Source organism: Ferrimonas senticii DSM 18821 (assembly GCF_000422665.1).
Classification (GTDB): Bacteria; Pseudomonadota; Gammaproteobacteria; order Enterobacterales; family Shewanellaceae; genus Ferrimonas; species Ferrimonas senticii.
Genome location: NZ_KE383900.1, coordinates 46394 through 61771, shown reverse-complemented (window position 1 = coordinate 61771; position 15378 = coordinate 46394). Strand labels below are relative to the sequence as shown.

Sequence of the window (15378 nt, the reverse complement as noted above, 5' to 3'; positions counted from 1 at the left end):
AGTAAAATACTGATTAGGCGTCAAATTTTCGACAGGAACGGTCGTATGCAAGTCACCAATCACTCAATGTTGGCTGAGATGAATGCCATGGCGCTGGAAGCCAGCGGCAACCCCAATGCGCTGACGCCAAGCAATCCGGTCGGCAGCGATTTTGGCGAGCTGCTTAGCGCCGCCATCAACAACGTCAACCAACTGCAAGGCACCAGCAGTGAACTGGCAACCCGCTTTGAACTGGGCGATCCCAAGGTCAGCCTTGGCGATACCATGATCGCCAAAGAGAAAGCCGGAGTGGCGTTTGAAGCCACGGTGCAGGTACGCAACAAATTGGTTGAAGCGTACAAAGAGATCATGAGCATGCCGGTGTAACTGGCATGCGCAATTAGCGGATTAAGGGATCACGGTGGCAACAACTACCCCATCAACCGATTTGGCTGTGGCCGCAGGCAATGCCGCGGTGCCGTTGGCACCCCAAGCCAACGCCACCATCGAAGAGACGCAATCCAAGCCATTGGCAACGCTTGGCAATGTCGATGTGCTGCGGCAAATAAGTCTGATCTTGGCGCTGGCGATTTCGCTGGCGCTGGGGGTGTTTGTGCTGATCTGGGCGCAAGAGCCCAACTACCGCCCGCTCGGCGAGCTTGAAACCCAAGAGCTGATTGAAACCCTGGATTTTCTTGATAAACAGGGGATTGAATACCAGCTGGAGGGCAATGTCTTAGCCTTTCCTGAAGAGCAATTCGCCGACAGCAAACTGCAATTAACCCGTGCCGGTTTAGGCGCCAGTACCGCCAGCCAAGATCTGCTAAATCAAGATAGCGGCTTTGGTGTCAGTCAGCGCTTGGAAGCAGCACGCCTGCAAAAAAGCCAAGAGCAAAGTTTGGCGGATGCCATCAGCGAACTGCGCAGTGTCAGTCGCGCCCGGGTGATTTTGGCGCTGCCGAAACAGAATGTGTTTGCTCGGCAACAGCAACAACCCAGCGCTACCGTGGTGGTCACCCTTGGCCGTGGTACTGAACTGAAACAGACCGAAGTGGATGCGATTGTCGATATCGTCGCGTCGGCGGTGCATGGCTTGTCTACCGACAAAGTTACCGTGACCGATCAGCATGGCCGGTTGCTGCACTCTGGCTCGCAGGACAGCATCAGCGCCCAAGGTCGGCGCGAGCTGGAACTGCAGATCAAGCAGGAGCAACTGCTGCTGAATAAGGTCGATTCGCTGCTGATCCCCGTGCTGGGTCTTGGCGAATACACCGCTCAGGTGGCGGTGCAGATGGACTTTTCCGCCAAAGAGCAGACCACCCGCACCTTTAATCCGGAATCATCGGTACGTAGCGAGATGCTGATTGAGGACAACCGAGGTGGCCAAGAGGCGCAGGGGATCCCCGGCGCCCTAACCAATCAACCGCCGCTTGATTCGCAGATCCCGCAGCAGGCAGAAGAGCTGGCCGCCAACGCTAATCCCATCAATGGCCGCAGCCGCAGCGAAGCGACTCGTAACTACGAACTGGATAGCACCGTCAGCCACACCCGCAATCAAATTGGTACGGTGCAGCGCTTAACCCTATCGGTGGCGGTGGATCATAAGCCGGTGGTTGGTGCTGAAGGAGAGATCAGCCGTGAGCCGCGCAGCGCCGAAGAGTTGGCCGCCATCAAGCGCTTGCTGGCCGGTAGCGTCGGCTTAAACCTTGAGCGCGGCGACCAACTGGAAGTGGTGTCGATGGCCTTTGCCGAGCAGTTGCTCGCGCCAGATCAGGCGTTACCGCTGTACCAGCAACCGTGGTTCTGGCGCGCGCTGCGGCTGACTTTAGCGGCGTTGGTGATTGTGGCGCTGTTGCTGGTGGTAGTACGGCCGATGATCAAGAAATTGCTCTATCCGGAACAGTATCAAGCCGACGACAACAAGAGCAGTTTGGCGGATCTGGAAGAGCAGTTTGCCAATGATGCCCTGACTGGACTTGAGAGCGACAACAGCGACTACAGCTACGGCGAGGATGGTTCGATTGTGCTGCCAGAACTGCATCGTGATGACGATATGTTGCGGGCAATCCGCGCCCTGGTGGCTAACGAACCAGAGCTTTCCACCCGAGTTATTCAACACTGGTTAGATAAAAATGGCTGATAACCCATCCCTGCCGGCGGCGGCCGATCGTAACTTCGACATCGGCACGGTCTCTGGCATCGATAAAACCGCGATCTTGCTGCTCAGTCTCAGTGAATCCGATGCGGCCCAGATCCTCAAAAATCTGGAACCGAAACAGGTGCAGAAAGTGGGGATGGCGATGGCGGCGATGCAGGATTTTGCCCAAGACAAAGTCACCGCGGTGCATCGGGCGTTTCTTAATGACATTCAGCATTTCAGCACCATCGGTATCAATAACCGCGAGTTCGTGCGTAAAGCCTTAACCCATGCGCTCGGTGACGATAAAGCCGGCAACGTGATTGATCAGATTGTGATGGGTGGTGACGCCAGCGGCTTAGAATCGCTGAAATGGATGGACGCGCGGCAAGTGGCCAACATGATTGGCAATGAACACCCGCAGATCCAAACCATCGTGCTCTCCTACCTGGAACCGGACCAAGCGGCGCAGATCTTAGGCCAGTTCAGTGAACGCAGTCGCCTGGATCTGATGATGCGAATTGCCAACCTCGAAGAGGTGCAACCGGCGGCGTTGCAAGAGCTGAACGACATCATGGAGAAACAGTTTGCCGGCCAAGCTGGGGCGCAAGCGGCCAAGATGGGCGGCCTGCAAGCGGCGGCCGACATCATGAACTTTATGGAGTCCGGCAGCGAATCGGTGCTGCTGGATCAGATCCGCGAGAACGACGAAGAACTGGGGCAGAAGATCCAAGATCTGATGTTCGTGTTCGACAACCTTGGCGACGTCGACGATCGCAGCTTGCAGAAACTGTTGCGCGAAGTGGCGCAAGACACCTTGCTGCCAGCGCTGAAAGGCGCCGACGATATGCTGCGGGATAAGATCTTGAACAACATGTCCAAGCGCCAAGCGGATCTGATCCGCGACGATTTGGAAGCGATGGGGCCGATCCGCTTGTCGGAAGTGGAAGCGGCGCAAAAAGAGATTTTGGCGGTGGCTCGACGGTTGGCCGATGCCGGCGAAATTATGTTGGCCGGCGGCGGTGGCGAGGAGTTTCTGTAAACTATGGCCAATCAAGCCAGCACCTTGCAGCCGTTGCCGCACAGTAACTTTCACAATCCCAATGTGCGGGATTGGCAACTGCACGAATTTACCGATAACGACGATCCCAGCGAAGGCGCCATCCACGGCGGCATTCCCCAAGATGAACAAGAATTGGCGGCAGCGCTGGCACTGCCCGAGCCGCCAACCTTGGAAGAGATCGAAGCGATTCAGCAAACCGCTTGGCAGGAAGGCTTTGAACAGGGCAAGCAAGACGGTTTTGCCGAAGGGCTTAGCGAGGGGCGCTTGACCGGCGCCGAACAGGGGCTGCAGCAAGGACTGGAACAAGGTCGCCGTGAGGGGATCGCCGCTGGAGAACAAGAGATTATCCAGCGCTGTGCCCAGCTTGATAAGTTGCTGGATCAATTGCTACGGCCGTTGGCGGCGGTGGACGATCAGGTCGAGCAAGAGTTGCTGCAACTGACGATGAAGCTGGCGCAAGCGTTGATCCAGGTTGAACTGAAGACCAACCCGCAGGCGCTGTTGCATACCCTGCAAACGGCGTTGGCGGCGCTGCCAAGCCAGCAGCAGGCGGTCACCATTCATGCCAATGGCGACGATCTGGCACTGATCGAGCAAAGCTATGGCGTGCAAGAGCTCGGCAAACGCCAGTGGCAACTGGAGCTTGACCCGGCGTTATCGCCGGGATCGTTGCAGATCAGCACCGAGCGCAGCCAAGTGGTGGTCAGCAGCGAACAGCGGATAGCGCAGCTGCTTAACCAGTTTATCGCCAGCCCAAGAGACCCGGTTATTGAGCCGGACTACCCGACGGCAGCGACCTTGACCGACAGCACCGACGCTGAGGTGATCGATCTGGCCAGTGCCGCTGAGCAACAAGGGCAGGATCAACCACCGTTAGCTGACGACCTAGCTCCTGAGCCAGTCACCGTTGCCGAGCCCGATGAACAACCTGCGGCGTGATCGACTGCTGGCGCGGTTACCCGCGTGGCAGCAGCATATCCAAGTACCGTCATTGGTGGCCTCTGGGCAACTGCTGCGGGTTGTAGGCTTGACGTTAGAGGCGGTTGGCTGCCGTGCGCCGGTGGGCTCGCTCTGTCAGATCGATACCGATTCAGGGCCGATGACCGCCGAAGTGGTCGGCTTTGATGATCAGGTGCTGTATCTGGTGCCGGTGGATGAACTCAAAGGGGTGCTCCCCAACGCCAAAGTCACCCCGCTGGCAGGGCGGCAAGGGCTGTTGGTGGGGCCGCAGCTGTTAGGCCGGGTGCTGGATGGTAATGGCAACCCGATTGATGGCTTAGGGCCGCTTAGCTGTCGGCAACAACTGCACGGCAGTGCGCCACTGCTTAACCCGATGGCACGGCGCCCGGTGCAGCAACCGCTGGACGTTGGCGTGCGCGCCATCAACGGCATGCTGACCGTTGGCGTTGGCCAGCGGATGGGCTTGATGGCCGGATCTGGGGTTGGTAAATCGGTGCTGCTGGGGATGATGACTCGAGGCACCAACGCCGATGTCATCGTCGTTGGTCTGGTGGGGGAGCGTGGCCGCGAAGTTAAAGAGTTTATCGAAGAGATCTTAGGCGCCGAAGGCCGCGCCCGTTCGGTGGTGATCGCCGCCCCCGCTGATACCAGCCCACTGATGCGGCTGCGCGCCTGTGAAACCGCTACCCGCATTGCCGAATACTTCCGCGACTGCGGCCAAAACGTATTGCTGCTGATGGACTCCTTGACCCGCTACGCTCAAGCGCAGCGGGAGATTGCGCTGGCGATTGGCGAGCCACCAGCGACCAAAGGCTACCCGCCATCGGTGTTTGCCAAGCTGCCGCGACTGGTTGAACGGGCGGGCAATGGCGGCCCAGATCAGGGCAGCATCACCGCCTTTTACACGGTATTGACCGAAGGGGACGACCAGCAAGATCCGATTGCCGATGCGGCGCGGGCGATCCTCGATGGCCACGTGGTGCTTAGCCGCAAATTAGCGGAGAGCGGCCACTATCCGGCGATCGATATTGAAGCGTCGATCAGTCGGGTGATGCCGCAAGTTACCGAAACCGCGCACCTTGAAGCGGCGCAACGGTTAAAGCAGTTGTGGTCCGCCTATCGACAAAATCAGGATCTGATCGCCATCGGCGCTTACAGCAAAGGTGCCGATCCCACCGTCGATAAAGCGATTGCGCTGCAACCGGCGTTGGCGGCTTATCTACAACAACCGATGCGCACTCCGCTCTCATTTGCCGACAGCTTGGCGCAGTTGGCTCGAGTGGCGGCGCAATCGCGCTGATGGCGGGCAGTTGACCGATGGCCGATCCTAAACAGCTGGCTAAGGTGCTGCAGGTGGTGGCAACGCAACTGGAGCAGGCAGCGCTGCAGCTCAAGCAAGCGCACCAGCAACAAGCGCTGTTGCAGCAACAGATGGCGCAGTTGCAGCAGTATCGCTGGGATTACATCAGCCAAGCACAAAGCCAAGTTCAGCAAACCCTTAGCGCCAACACTTATCAGCAATATCATCACTTTATTGGCCGCCTTGATGACACCATCGCCGCCCACGTCGGCAAGCAGCGCCGTGCCAGCGAGCAAGTCGCCGAGGCCAAGCAGCAGTGGCAACAGGTGCATCAACGTCAGCAAGCGTTGCAGTTGCTGATCGACCGTGCCCAAACCGATCAGCTGGCACTGCAGGCCAAGCGTGAGCAAGCGGCCCTGGATGAGTTTGCCACCATGCAGTTTGTGCGTCGCCGCTGAGCAAGGGCTGCCGCGAGTCGATTAGCGAAGATCGCTGGCTAGCTCGCCAATTGGGATGACACTTTTGGCACGAAAATCGCTATTCCTCAGCCAGTTACCCAATCATTTGCCGCTGCGACAGTTCCTTGACGCGGCGGCCTTAGGTTAAGTCGAGACGTTGATGACCGCTATTGCTGCTGGAAATGCTGCACCGAGCACCAAAACTGCAAGCGTATTATCCCTTGGCGCAGACGCTAGCGTCGCTGAAACGTCAGCGGCGGACACGCTGGTGGCAACCGATGCCAGCGCACCAAGCAGATTATTTTCCAGTGAATTGGCGCAAGCGTTTGTGGCCGAATCGGCGCCAACAACTGTAGCCGAGGGGCAAGTTGTTGCCGCCAGTGACAGCGCTGAAGCGACGCCAATGACGCTTGATTCAGAGCAGCTGCTGGCGCAATTGGCAGAGCTTGGTCACGCCTTACAAGCTGACGCATCCAAGGCGCCGTTGCCGGCCGCTGCCGAGCTTAGCGAGGCGGTTGCCAGCGACGATGCTAATGCCGGGTTGGCAACCACTGACGCTACTGCGCCGTTGCCGCTGGCTTCGACCACAACCCCGAGCCATCCGGCCGACTTGGGCACGAATGCAACGGCCATCGTGGTTGCCCCCACCGTTTCCCAACAGCTAGCAACATCGGAACTTGGTTCTGACTCTGGCGCCAGTGCTGACAGCCGCTGGCCGCAGCTAGGCAGCGCTAATGCGACCAACGGCGCAGCCACTCAAGCCACTCCAGCCGCTCTAACCAATCAAGCCTCTCAAGCTACAACGGGGGCGGTTGCGGTGGCCATTGATGGCGGCATTGAAGTCAGTGGCGAGGTAACGGTCGATGAGGGCGAATCGCAGTCGCCAGCAACGGCAGTCAACAATAAGTCGATTGCCGCTGGCTTACACGGCTCGCTGGCGGCAGTGATAGCCACTGGCAGCGGCGATAGCGATCTTGATCCCGCTGTCATGACAGCTGACGCGGGTGAACGTCTTGATGGTGGTGATGAACTGCAACCGGGCGGTCAATTGTTGCGTGCCGAGGGGCGCCATTTAGCCCAGGCCGGCAATCCCACTGCCAATCCAAGCGGCTCTGCGGAACAGGCGCTGCGCCAGCCCCTAAATGCCCAGCAGTTGGCACCAGAGCTGCGGGATCGGCTGCAGATGATGGTCAACAGCAACAACTTAACCGCCGAGATCCGCTTGGATCCGCCTGAGTTGGGGGCGCTGCAAATTCGGGTGCAGATGAATGGCGATCAAGCCAACCTGCAGATCATTACCCAGCAGGCGCAAGCGCGGGAGTTGATTGATCAGGCGCTGCCGCGTCTGCGTGAAATGCTGCAGCAGCAAGGCTTAAGCTTGGGACAAACCCAAGTGTCGCAGCAATCTGGCGGTGAGTCGCGGTCGCATGCGGATCAACAGCAGGGCCACCCCGCTGGTGCCAGCTTGATCGCCGATGGCGGTGATGGCGATGTGAGCACCGGCCAGTGGCACAGCATGGCTGGTCGCCACCGCGACGGTGGCATCGACTATTACGCCTAACCATCGCTGTTAACTACTAACTAAAAACTGCCAACTAACAGCTAACAACTACCAACTAATAACCAATTACCAATAACTGCTTTGATTCAAAACGGATTTTATGGCGCAACAATCATTACAAGTCGACGTTAATGACGTTGGCAACCGCAACAACAAGAAGCGGATCATCATTGCGGTGGTGGCACTGGTAGTGCTGCTTAGCGCCGCGGTGGGCGGCTGGCTGTGGTTTGCTGATAGCAGTGAACCGCCGTTAACCGCCCCGAGTGCCGGCAGCCAGCCGGTGCAACCGAGCGAGTCGATGTACGTCAGCTTGCCACAACCGTTTCTGTTCAATCTGCAAAACAGCAGTCGCAGCTACTTGGTGCAGATCAAGGTGCAGTTGCAGGTGCGTGGCGCCGTTGCTCACGAGCAAGCGCGTAAACACTCGCCGCTGCTGCGCGATGCGCTGTTAAAGACCTTCTCTTCTGCCGATCCGGAAGCGCTGCGCACCGCCGAGGGTAAGGATGAGCTGCGAGCGCGCTCGCTGTTAGATGTGCAAGCGGCGATGCAAACCGTCAGTGGCCATCCACAGATCGAGCGGGTGTTGTTTACCGGCTTCATTATGCAGTGAGATCTTGATGACCGATTTACTAAGCCAAGACGAAATTGATGCGCTGCTGCACGGGGTCGACGATGTCGATGAGGCGATCAACGAGCCGGAGGTAGACGCCAGCCATTACGATTTTGCCTCGCAGGATCGCATCGTTCGTGGCCGGATGCCGACCCTAGAGTTGGTTAATGAACGCTTTGCCCGCCATCTGCGGATCAGCCTGTTTAATATGATGCGCCGCAGCCCGGAGATCTCCCTTAACGGCGTGCAGATGCTCAAGTTCGGTGAATACGTCCATTCACTGTTCGTTCCAACCAGTCTTAACATGGTGCGCTTCCGGCCATTAAAAGGCACCGCCTTGATCACCATGGAAGCGCGCTTGGTGTTTATTTTGGTGGATAACTTCTTCGGTGGTGATGGTCGCTTTCAAGCCAAGATCGAGGGGCGAGAGTTCACCCCAACCGAGCGGCGGATCATCCAACTGCTGCTGAAGATCGTCTTTGAAGATTACCAAGAAGCCTGGTCACCGGTGCTGGATGTTGAGTTTGAGTACCTTGATTCCGAGGTCAATCCGGCGATGGCCAACATCGTTAGCCCGACCGAAGTGGTGGTGGTCTCCAGCTTTCACATTGAACTGGACGGCGGCGGTGGTGATTTCCACCTGACTATGCCCTATTCGATGATTGAACCGATCCGCGAACTGCTTGATGCCGGGGTCCAGAGCGATAAGCAAGATACCGATATGCGCTGGGCGAAAGCGCTGCAAGAAGAGGTGATGGACGTCGAGGTAAACGTCGAGGCCACCATGCTTGAACAGCAACTGACCCTGCGGCAGATCATGGAACTGAAAGCCGGTGACATCATCCCCATCGATATGCCAGAGCATGTGCTGTTGAAGGTCGAGGAGTTGCCGACCTTCCGCGGCAAAGTTGGCCGCAGCAATGACCAAGTGGCGATCCGCATTAACGAACGGATCCCGCGTCCGAAATCTTACAAAAATGAACTGACATTGGTGCCGCGTCGCAGCACCGATGGCCATGAATAGCAACCTAAAGGTGCCTCATGATTGATGACATGCATAACAGCGAAACCATGGATGACGATTTAGCCAACGATTGGGCCGCCGCACTGGAACAGCAAGCCGAGCCGATGACCTTAGAATCGTTTGATCGTGGCAACGGCTTGGATCTCGACGAACAGAGCAAGTTAGATGCGATTTTGGATATTCCGGTGACCATCTCGATGGAGGTCGGCCGCAGCAAAATCTCGATCCGTAATCTGCTGCAATTGAACCAAGGTTCGGTGGTGGAATTGGATCGGGTTGCCGGTGAACCATTGGATGTGATGGTCAACGGCACCTTGATCGCCCACGGCGAAGTGGTGGTCGTTAACGATAAGTTTGGTATTCGCTTAACCGACGTGATCAGCCAAACCGAGCGGATCAAAAAACTGAAATGAGTAGCCTGTGGTTGATCAGCAGTAGCGCTACGGTCGCCACCGCTGAGGTTGGTCGCAGTGCCTTTTCTGCCAGTGAATCCTACCTAACCACCTTACTGGGGTTGGCACTGGTGCTGGCGCTGATATTGGTGTTGGCGTGGCTGGCCAAGCGGTTGCAACTGCCGTTGGCTAACCAAGGGCCGTTGCAAGTGATTGCCAGCATGCCGTTGGGGCCGAAAGAGCGATTACTGGTGGTCGAAGTTGGCCAGCAACAGTTACTGCTGGCGACCGGCAGTGGTGGAACCCGGTTGCTGACAGAACTGACCGAGCCGCTGCCACCTCGCACCAGCCAGCCGTTGGCGGGGTCGTTTGCCAGCCTGCTGGATAACTACAAGAAGCAATCGCAATGATTCGGTTGATAACTCCCTTGTTGCTGCTGTTAGCGGCGCTGCCATGGCCGGTGTTGGCGCAAGCTGGGATTCCGGCGTTGGCACTGACTACCGGCGCCGATGGCGAGCAACAATACAGCGTCAGCCTGCAGATTGTGGCGCTGATGACGGCACTGTCGTTCCTGCCGGCGATGGTGATCCTAATGACCAGTTTCACCCGCATCATTGTGGTGCTGGCGATTTTGCGACAAGCGCTGGGACTGCAGCAGACCCCATCCAATCAGGTGCTGCTGGGGATCAGCCTGTTTATGACCCTGTTTATCATGCAGCCGGTGCTGGATGAGGTGCACGCCAACGCCGTCACCCCCTACATCAATGAAGAGATCGGCGCGCTCGAGGCGCTGCAACAGGCGAAGTTGCCAATCCGCACTTTTATGCTGGCGCAAACGCGCATGACCGATCTCAACACCTTTACCGAGATCAGCGGCAATACCAGCGCCACCACCCCAGAACAGTTGCCGATGACGGTGATCATTCCGGCGTTTGTCACCTCTGAACTAAAAACGGCTTTCCAGATCGGCTTTATGCTGTTTATCCCATTTTTGGTGATCGATCTGGTGGTGGCGTCGGTGCTGATGGCGATGGGGATGATGATGCTGTCACCGATGATTGTGTCGTTACCCTTTAAGATCATGCTGTTCGTGTTGGTGGATGGCTGGAACTTGGTGATGGGCACCTTGGCAGTCAGCTTTGGGCTTGGCACATGACCCCAGAGATCTTTGTCGACATCTTTCGCCAAGCGCTGCAAGTGGTGGTGCTGTTGGTGGCGGCGATCATCGTCCCCGGTTTGTTGGTCGGTTTGGTGGTGGCGGTGTTTCAGGCGGCGACCTCAATCAACGAGCAAACGCTGTCGTTTCTGCCGCGGTTGCTGGTGACCCTGTTGACCTTGATGGCACTGGGTCACTGGTTGGTGCAGGTGCTGATGGACTTTGTTTATAACTTGGTGGACTTGATCCCGCAGGTGATCGGTTGATGGCGGCGCAACCGGCGTTACTGCAACTGCCGTTTGAGTTGGTGTTTGATTGGTTGCGGCTGTTGCTGTGGCCATTGGTGCGGATCAGTTCGATGTTGATGGTGATGACCACCATCGGCGCGGCCACGGTACCCGCGCCGATCCGCATGGGGTTGGCGCTGCTGTTCACGCTGGCGGCGGTGCCGATGTTGCCGCAGCCGCCACCGCTGGAGATGTTGTCGTTAACTGGTGCCTTGGTTACCGCCCAGCAGGTGCTGATCGGCACCGCCATGGGCTTTGTCAGTTTGCTGGTGATCCAAACCTTTGTGTTGGCAGGGCAGATTATCGGCATGCAAACCTCATTGGGCTTTGCCTCGATGGTTGATCCCAGTAACGGCCAACAGGTGCCATTGGTGGGGCAGTTTTATCTGCTGCTGGCGACCCTGCTGTTTTTTAGCTTTGACGGCCATCTAACGATGTTTCGGATGATTATTGAAAGCTTCCATTCACTGCCCATCGGTGAATCGTTGCTACTGCCAAGCCTGAAAGGGTTGTCGGACTTTGTCGGCTACATCTTTGCCAGCGCATTAACCCTATCGCTGGCGGCGGCTACCGCGCTGCTGCTGATCAATTTTGCTTTCGGGGTGATGACCCGCGCCGCGCCGCAGCTGAATATCTTCGCCATCGGTTTTCCAATTACCATGCTGGCGGGACTGATCATTCTGTGGTTGACCCTTGATGGCATCCTGCCGCACTTCGATACCGTTTGGCAGCAGGGGCAATTAGTGATGTGCGATCTATTGCAGATGAGTTGCACCGTGCCGTAATAGTTTGCTGCCGCCGAGAACGGGTTCTCGGCTACCTGCCACTACCAACTACCAACTAACAGCTAACAACTAACAACTAACAACTAACAACTAACAACTAACAACTAACAACTAACAACTAACAACTAACAACTAACAACTATTGTCTCACCGTAGATCCAAATGGCACAAGCAGGCGACGATCAGGAAAAAACCGAAGAGGCCACCCCCAGGCGGCGCCAACAGGCGCGTGAAAAAGGGCAGGTGCCGCGTTCCAAAGAGTTGGGAACGGCGGCGGTATTGGTGGCAGCAGCGCTGGCGATGATCGCTTTTGGCGAGGGCTTGGCGACGGCGCTGCTGACGGTGGCGCAAAATCAGTTTGATCTTAGCCGAGCGGAATCCTTTGCTGGCAGTGATTACGGGGCGATGGCGATGGGGGTGCTGGCGGAGTTGGCGCTGCCGCTATCGGCGTTTATTGTGACCCTGTTTATCGCCGCGTTTATTGGCAACGTCGCCTTAGGAGGGGTCAGTTTTAGTGGCCAAGCGGCGGCGCCGAAGCTCAGTAAAATGAACCCGCTGAGTGGCCTGAAACGGATGTTTGGTTTGCAGGCGCTGGTTGAACTGATCAAATCGATTGCCAAGTTCTTGGTGATTGCCCTAGTCGCTTACGTATTGTTAAGCCTAAATTTTGACGCCATTTTGGCGCTGTCGTTTGGCGATCCCGCCGGTGCCATTCGCAATGCGCTGGTGCTGCTGTTATCGCTGTTTGTGTTGCTGTGTTGTTCGCTGCTGTTGATCGTGGCGATCGACGTGCCCTATCAAGTGTGGAATCACAGCAAGCAACTGCGGATGAGCAAGCAAGAGGTCAAAGACGAATACAAGCAGACCGAGGGCAAGCCAGAGGTCAAAGGGCGGATCCGCCAATTGCAACGGGAGATGGCGCAGCGGCGGATGATGGCGGCGGTGCCCAGCGCCGATGTGGTGGTGGTCAACCCGACCCACTATTCGGTGGCACTGAAGTACGACAAAGCCCGAAATGCCGCGCCGCTGTTGGTGGCCAAAGGCAACGATGAGATTGCCCTGAAGATCCGCGAGATTGCCCGAGAATATCAGGTGCCAGTGATCGCTTCACCAGCGCTGGCGCGAGCGCTGTTTTACTCAACCGAGTTGGATAAGCCGATCCCCGAAGGGCTGTTTACGGCGGTGGCACAGATCCTCGCTTACGTGTTCCAACTTAAGCAGCATCAGCGTGGTCGCGGTCGTCGGCCAAATCCATTGCCAGCGGAGTTGGCGATCCCGACTGAGTTGTGGGTCGACAGCGACGGCAACGGCTTGCCGTAACCGGCGTAATGACTGTCGATCGGTGACGCCTGCGCCAGCGGCAAACGCCAGTTTGGATCACAAAAATTCCTCTATGGGGCTGATATAGAGTGGCAGCGGATCGTTTTTGATCGCCACTGCTGGGGCCTTTGCGGTAGATGGCGCGTTTTTTGCAGTGGAAACCGCTTATCTTGCCAATTACGTCAATCAGTTAGCGATCTTCCATCCGTGAACCCCAAAGCCCAGTTTGCTGCCCTGTATCAGAATCGCAGCCAGATCATAAAAGGCCTCGGCACGCCATTGGTGGTGCTGGCGGCGTTGGCGATGGTGACCTTGCCGATGCCAGCGCTGCTGCTGGATCTGTTGTTTACCTTCAACATTGCGCTGTCGCTGGTGGTGTTGCTGGTGGCGGTATACACCCTGCGGCCGCTGGATTTTGCCGCGTTCCCAACGGTGCTGCTGGTGGCAACGCTGCTGCGGTTGGCGTTGAACGTGGCCTCAACCCGCTTGGTGCTGCTGCACGGTCACGAAGGCCCTGATGCTGCCGGTAAGGTGATTGAGGCGTTCGGCTCGGTGGTGATTGGCGGTAACTACGCCGTCGGTTTGGTGGTGTTCTTGATTCTGGTGATCATCAACTTTGTGGTGGTCACCAAGGGCGCTGGGCGGATCTCCGAAGTTAGCGCCCGCTTTACCTTGGATGCGATGCCGGGTAAGCAGATGGCGATTGACGCCGACTTAAACGCTGGCCTTATCAATCAAGAGCAGGCCCGCGAGCGGCGCGCTGACGTTGCCCGCGAAGCCGACTTTTACGGTTCGATGGACGGTGCCTCTAAGTTTGTTAAAGGCGATGCCATCGCTGGCCTATTGATCCTCGGCCTGAACATCGTCGGCGGCTTTGTGATCGGCATGGCGCAACACGGTCTTGGCTTTGCCGAGGCGCTGGAGATCTACACCTTGCTGACCATTGGTGATGGCTTGGTGGCGCAGATCCCCGGGCTGTTGCTGTCGATTGGCGCGGCGATCATCATCACTCGGCAAAATGAATCGGTGCAGATGGGCGATGAGATCAGCCAGCAGATGCTCGCCAATCCGAAGGTGATTGCCATCTGCGCTGGGGTGATGATCGTCATGGGGTTGGTGCCGGGGATGCCGCATCTGGCGTTTTTGTCGCTTGGGATCGGCATCGCCGCGTTTGGTTACTGGCGCCATCAACAGGATAAGCAAGCGACCGTCGCGGCGCAGCAGGCCTCGGCCAATACCGAGGTGATAAGCCAAGAGCCGAAAGAGCTGGTGTGGGACGACGTCAACCAAGTCGACATTATCGGTCTGGAGGTTGGCTACCGACTGATCCCGTTGGTCGATAAGGGTCAAGATGGCGAACTGCTGTCGCGGATCAAAGGGGTGCGTAAAAAGCTGTCGCAGGAGTTTGGCTTTTTGATCCCACCGGTGCATATCCGCGACAACCTAGATATTGGCCCGAGCGCCTATCGCATCAGTTTGATGGGGGTGGTGGTCGGCGAGGCGGATATTCGCCATGACGGCGAACTGGCGATCAACCCGGGGCAAGTGTTTGGCAAGCTGGATGGTCAACCGACGGTGGATCCCGCTTTTGGCCTCGAGGCGGTGTGGATCAACCCTAGCCAGCGCGACTACGCCCAGACCCTCGGCTACACCGTGGTCGATGCTGCCACGGTGGTGGCCACCCATCTGTCGCAGCTACTTAGTAACAACGCGGCGCAACTGCTGGGCTACGAAGAGGCGCAGCAATTGCTGGATATTCTGGCCAAATCGACGCCGAAGTTGGTCGAAGGTTTGGTGCCGGACATTTTAACTTTGGGCGTCATCGTTAAGGTGATGCAGAACCTGCTTAATGAAGGGGTGCCGATCCGCGACATTCGTACTTTGGTGCAGACCTTGGTCGAGTACGGCCCCAAAAGCCAAGATCCTGACGTGTTAACTGCGGCGGCGCGAATTGCGATGAAGCGGCTTATCGTGCAGGAGATCAATGGCCCCGAGGCCGAGATCCCCGTCATCACTTTGGCGCCAGAGTTGGAACAGATCCTGCACCAGTCCCTGCAAGCCAGCAATGGCGACAACGGTGGACTGGAGCCCGGTTTGGCAGAGCGACTGCAACGCAGCCTGCGCGAAGCCAGCCAAAAGCAAGAGATGTTAGGCGAGCCAGCGGTATTGCTGACTTCCGGTCTGTTGCGAACCACCTTGTCGCGCTTTGTGAAACACACGATTCCGGCGCTGCGGGTGCTCTCTTACCAAGAGGTGCCCGATGACAAGCAGATAAAGATTGTGCAATCGGTGGGGCAGTGAATGGTCTGGTTAACGGACGTCGGCGCTCACCGAGCGGAGTAACAC

Annotated in this window: 16 protein-coding genes; all 16 read left to right on the top strand. The window is 57.4% G+C overall.

Going from position 1 to position 15378, the window contains the following annotated elements:
• Window positions 1-45 precede the first annotated feature (45 nt).
• The 16 genes from fliE to flhA all read left to right on the top strand — a co-directional run bounded on the left by fliE (window position 46) and on the right by flhA (window position 15333).
• Complete coding sequence (gene fliE, locus G506_RS0116980) at window positions 46-366, top strand: flagellar hook-basal body complex protein FliE (protein ID WP_028117917.1); 321 nt, start codon at window positions 46-48, stop codon at window positions 364-366.
• 34 nt (window positions 367-400) lie between these two features.
• The gene (gene fliF, locus G506_RS0116975; RefSeq protein ID WP_084631551.1) at window positions 401-2119 is read left to right on the top strand and encodes a flagellar basal-body MS-ring/collar protein FliF; all 1719 of its coding nucleotides are present in this window, start codon (window positions 401-403) and stop codon (window positions 2117-2119) included.
• Window positions 2112-3158, top strand: a complete 1047-nt coding sequence (gene fliG / locus G506_RS0116970; RefSeq protein ID WP_028117915.1) for a flagellar motor switch protein FliG — start codon at window positions 2112-2114, stop codon at window positions 3156-3158. Before fliF ends, fliG begins: the two co-directional genes overlap by 8 nt.
• Before the next feature lie 3 nt (window positions 3159-3161).
• Complete coding sequence (locus tag G506_RS20550) at window positions 3162-4118, top strand: flagellar assembly protein FliH (protein ID WP_051202227.1); 957 nt, start codon at window positions 3162-3164, stop codon at window positions 4116-4118.
• On the top strand, window positions 4099-5439 hold the full coding sequence (gene fliI / locus G506_RS0116960) for a flagellar protein export ATPase FliI (protein ID WP_028117914.1): 1341 nt from the start codon (window positions 4099-4101) through the stop codon (window positions 5437-5439). The genes G506_RS20550 and fliI overlap by 20 nt, the downstream gene beginning before the upstream one ends.
• Before the next feature lie 17 nt (window positions 5440-5456).
• Window positions 5457-5897 carry a flagellar export protein FliJ gene (gene fliJ, locus G506_RS0116955; protein WP_028117913.1) on the top strand — a complete coding sequence of 147 codons (441 nt, stop codon included), beginning with the start codon at window positions 5457-5459 and terminating at the stop codon, window positions 5895-5897.
• A 160-nt stretch (window positions 5898-6057) separates the two neighbouring features.
• Window positions 6058-7458 (top strand): flagellar hook-length control protein FliK, encoded by a 1401-nt coding sequence (locus tag G506_RS0116950; protein ID WP_028117912.1) that lies wholly within the window; start codon window positions 6058-6060, stop codon window positions 7456-7458.
• A gap of 100 nt (window positions 7459-7558) precedes the next feature.
• The gene (locus G506_RS0116945) at window positions 7559-8068 is read left to right on the top strand and encodes a flagellar basal body-associated FliL family protein (protein ID WP_028117911.1); all 510 of its coding nucleotides are present in this window, start codon (window positions 7559-7561) and stop codon (window positions 8066-8068) included.
• 7 nt (window positions 8069-8075) lie between these two features.
• Window positions 8076-9092, top strand: a complete 1017-nt coding sequence (gene fliM / locus G506_RS0116940) for a flagellar motor switch protein FliM (RefSeq protein ID WP_028117910.1) — start codon at window positions 8076-8078, stop codon at window positions 9090-9092.
• 104 nt (window positions 9093-9196) lie between these two features.
• Window positions 9197-9505 carry a flagellar motor switch protein FliN gene (gene fliN / locus G506_RS0116935; RefSeq protein WP_420806113.1) on the top strand — a complete coding sequence of 103 codons (309 nt, stop codon included), beginning with the start codon at window positions 9197-9199 and terminating at the stop codon, window positions 9503-9505.
• On the top strand, window positions 9502-9894 hold the full coding sequence (gene fliO / locus G506_RS0116930) for a flagellar biosynthetic protein FliO (protein ID WP_051202226.1): 393 nt from the start codon (window positions 9502-9504) through the stop codon (window positions 9892-9894). Before fliN ends, fliO begins: the two co-directional genes overlap by 4 nt.
• Window positions 9891-10640, top strand: coding sequence for a flagellar type III secretion system pore protein FliP (gene fliP / locus G506_RS0116925; RefSeq protein WP_028117907.1), 750 nt, complete (start codon window positions 9891-9893; stop codon window positions 10638-10640). The genes fliO and fliP overlap by 4 nt, the downstream gene beginning before the upstream one ends.
• On the top strand, window positions 10637-10906 hold the full coding sequence (gene fliQ, locus G506_RS0116920; protein WP_028117906.1) for a flagellar biosynthesis protein FliQ: 270 nt from the start codon (window positions 10637-10639) through the stop codon (window positions 10904-10906). Before fliP ends, fliQ begins: the two co-directional genes overlap by 4 nt.
• Window positions 10907-10926: 20 nt before the next feature.
• Window positions 10927-11712 carry a flagellar biosynthetic protein FliR gene (gene fliR / locus G506_RS0116915; RefSeq protein WP_028117905.1) on the top strand — a complete coding sequence of 262 codons (786 nt, stop codon included), beginning with the start codon at window positions 10927-10929 and terminating at the stop codon, window positions 11710-11712.
• Between the two features lie 162 nt (window positions 11713-11874).
• Window positions 11875-13032 (top strand): flagellar biosynthesis protein FlhB, encoded by a 1158-nt coding sequence (gene flhB, locus G506_RS0116910; protein WP_028117904.1) that lies wholly within the window; start codon window positions 11875-11877, stop codon window positions 13030-13032.
• Between the two features lie 207 nt (window positions 13033-13239).
• On the top strand, window positions 13240-15333 hold the full coding sequence (gene flhA / locus G506_RS0116900) for a flagellar biosynthesis protein FlhA (protein ID WP_051202225.1): 2094 nt from the start codon (window positions 13240-13242) through the stop codon (window positions 15331-15333).
• The last annotated feature ends 45 nt before the right edge of the window (window positions 15334-15378 follow it).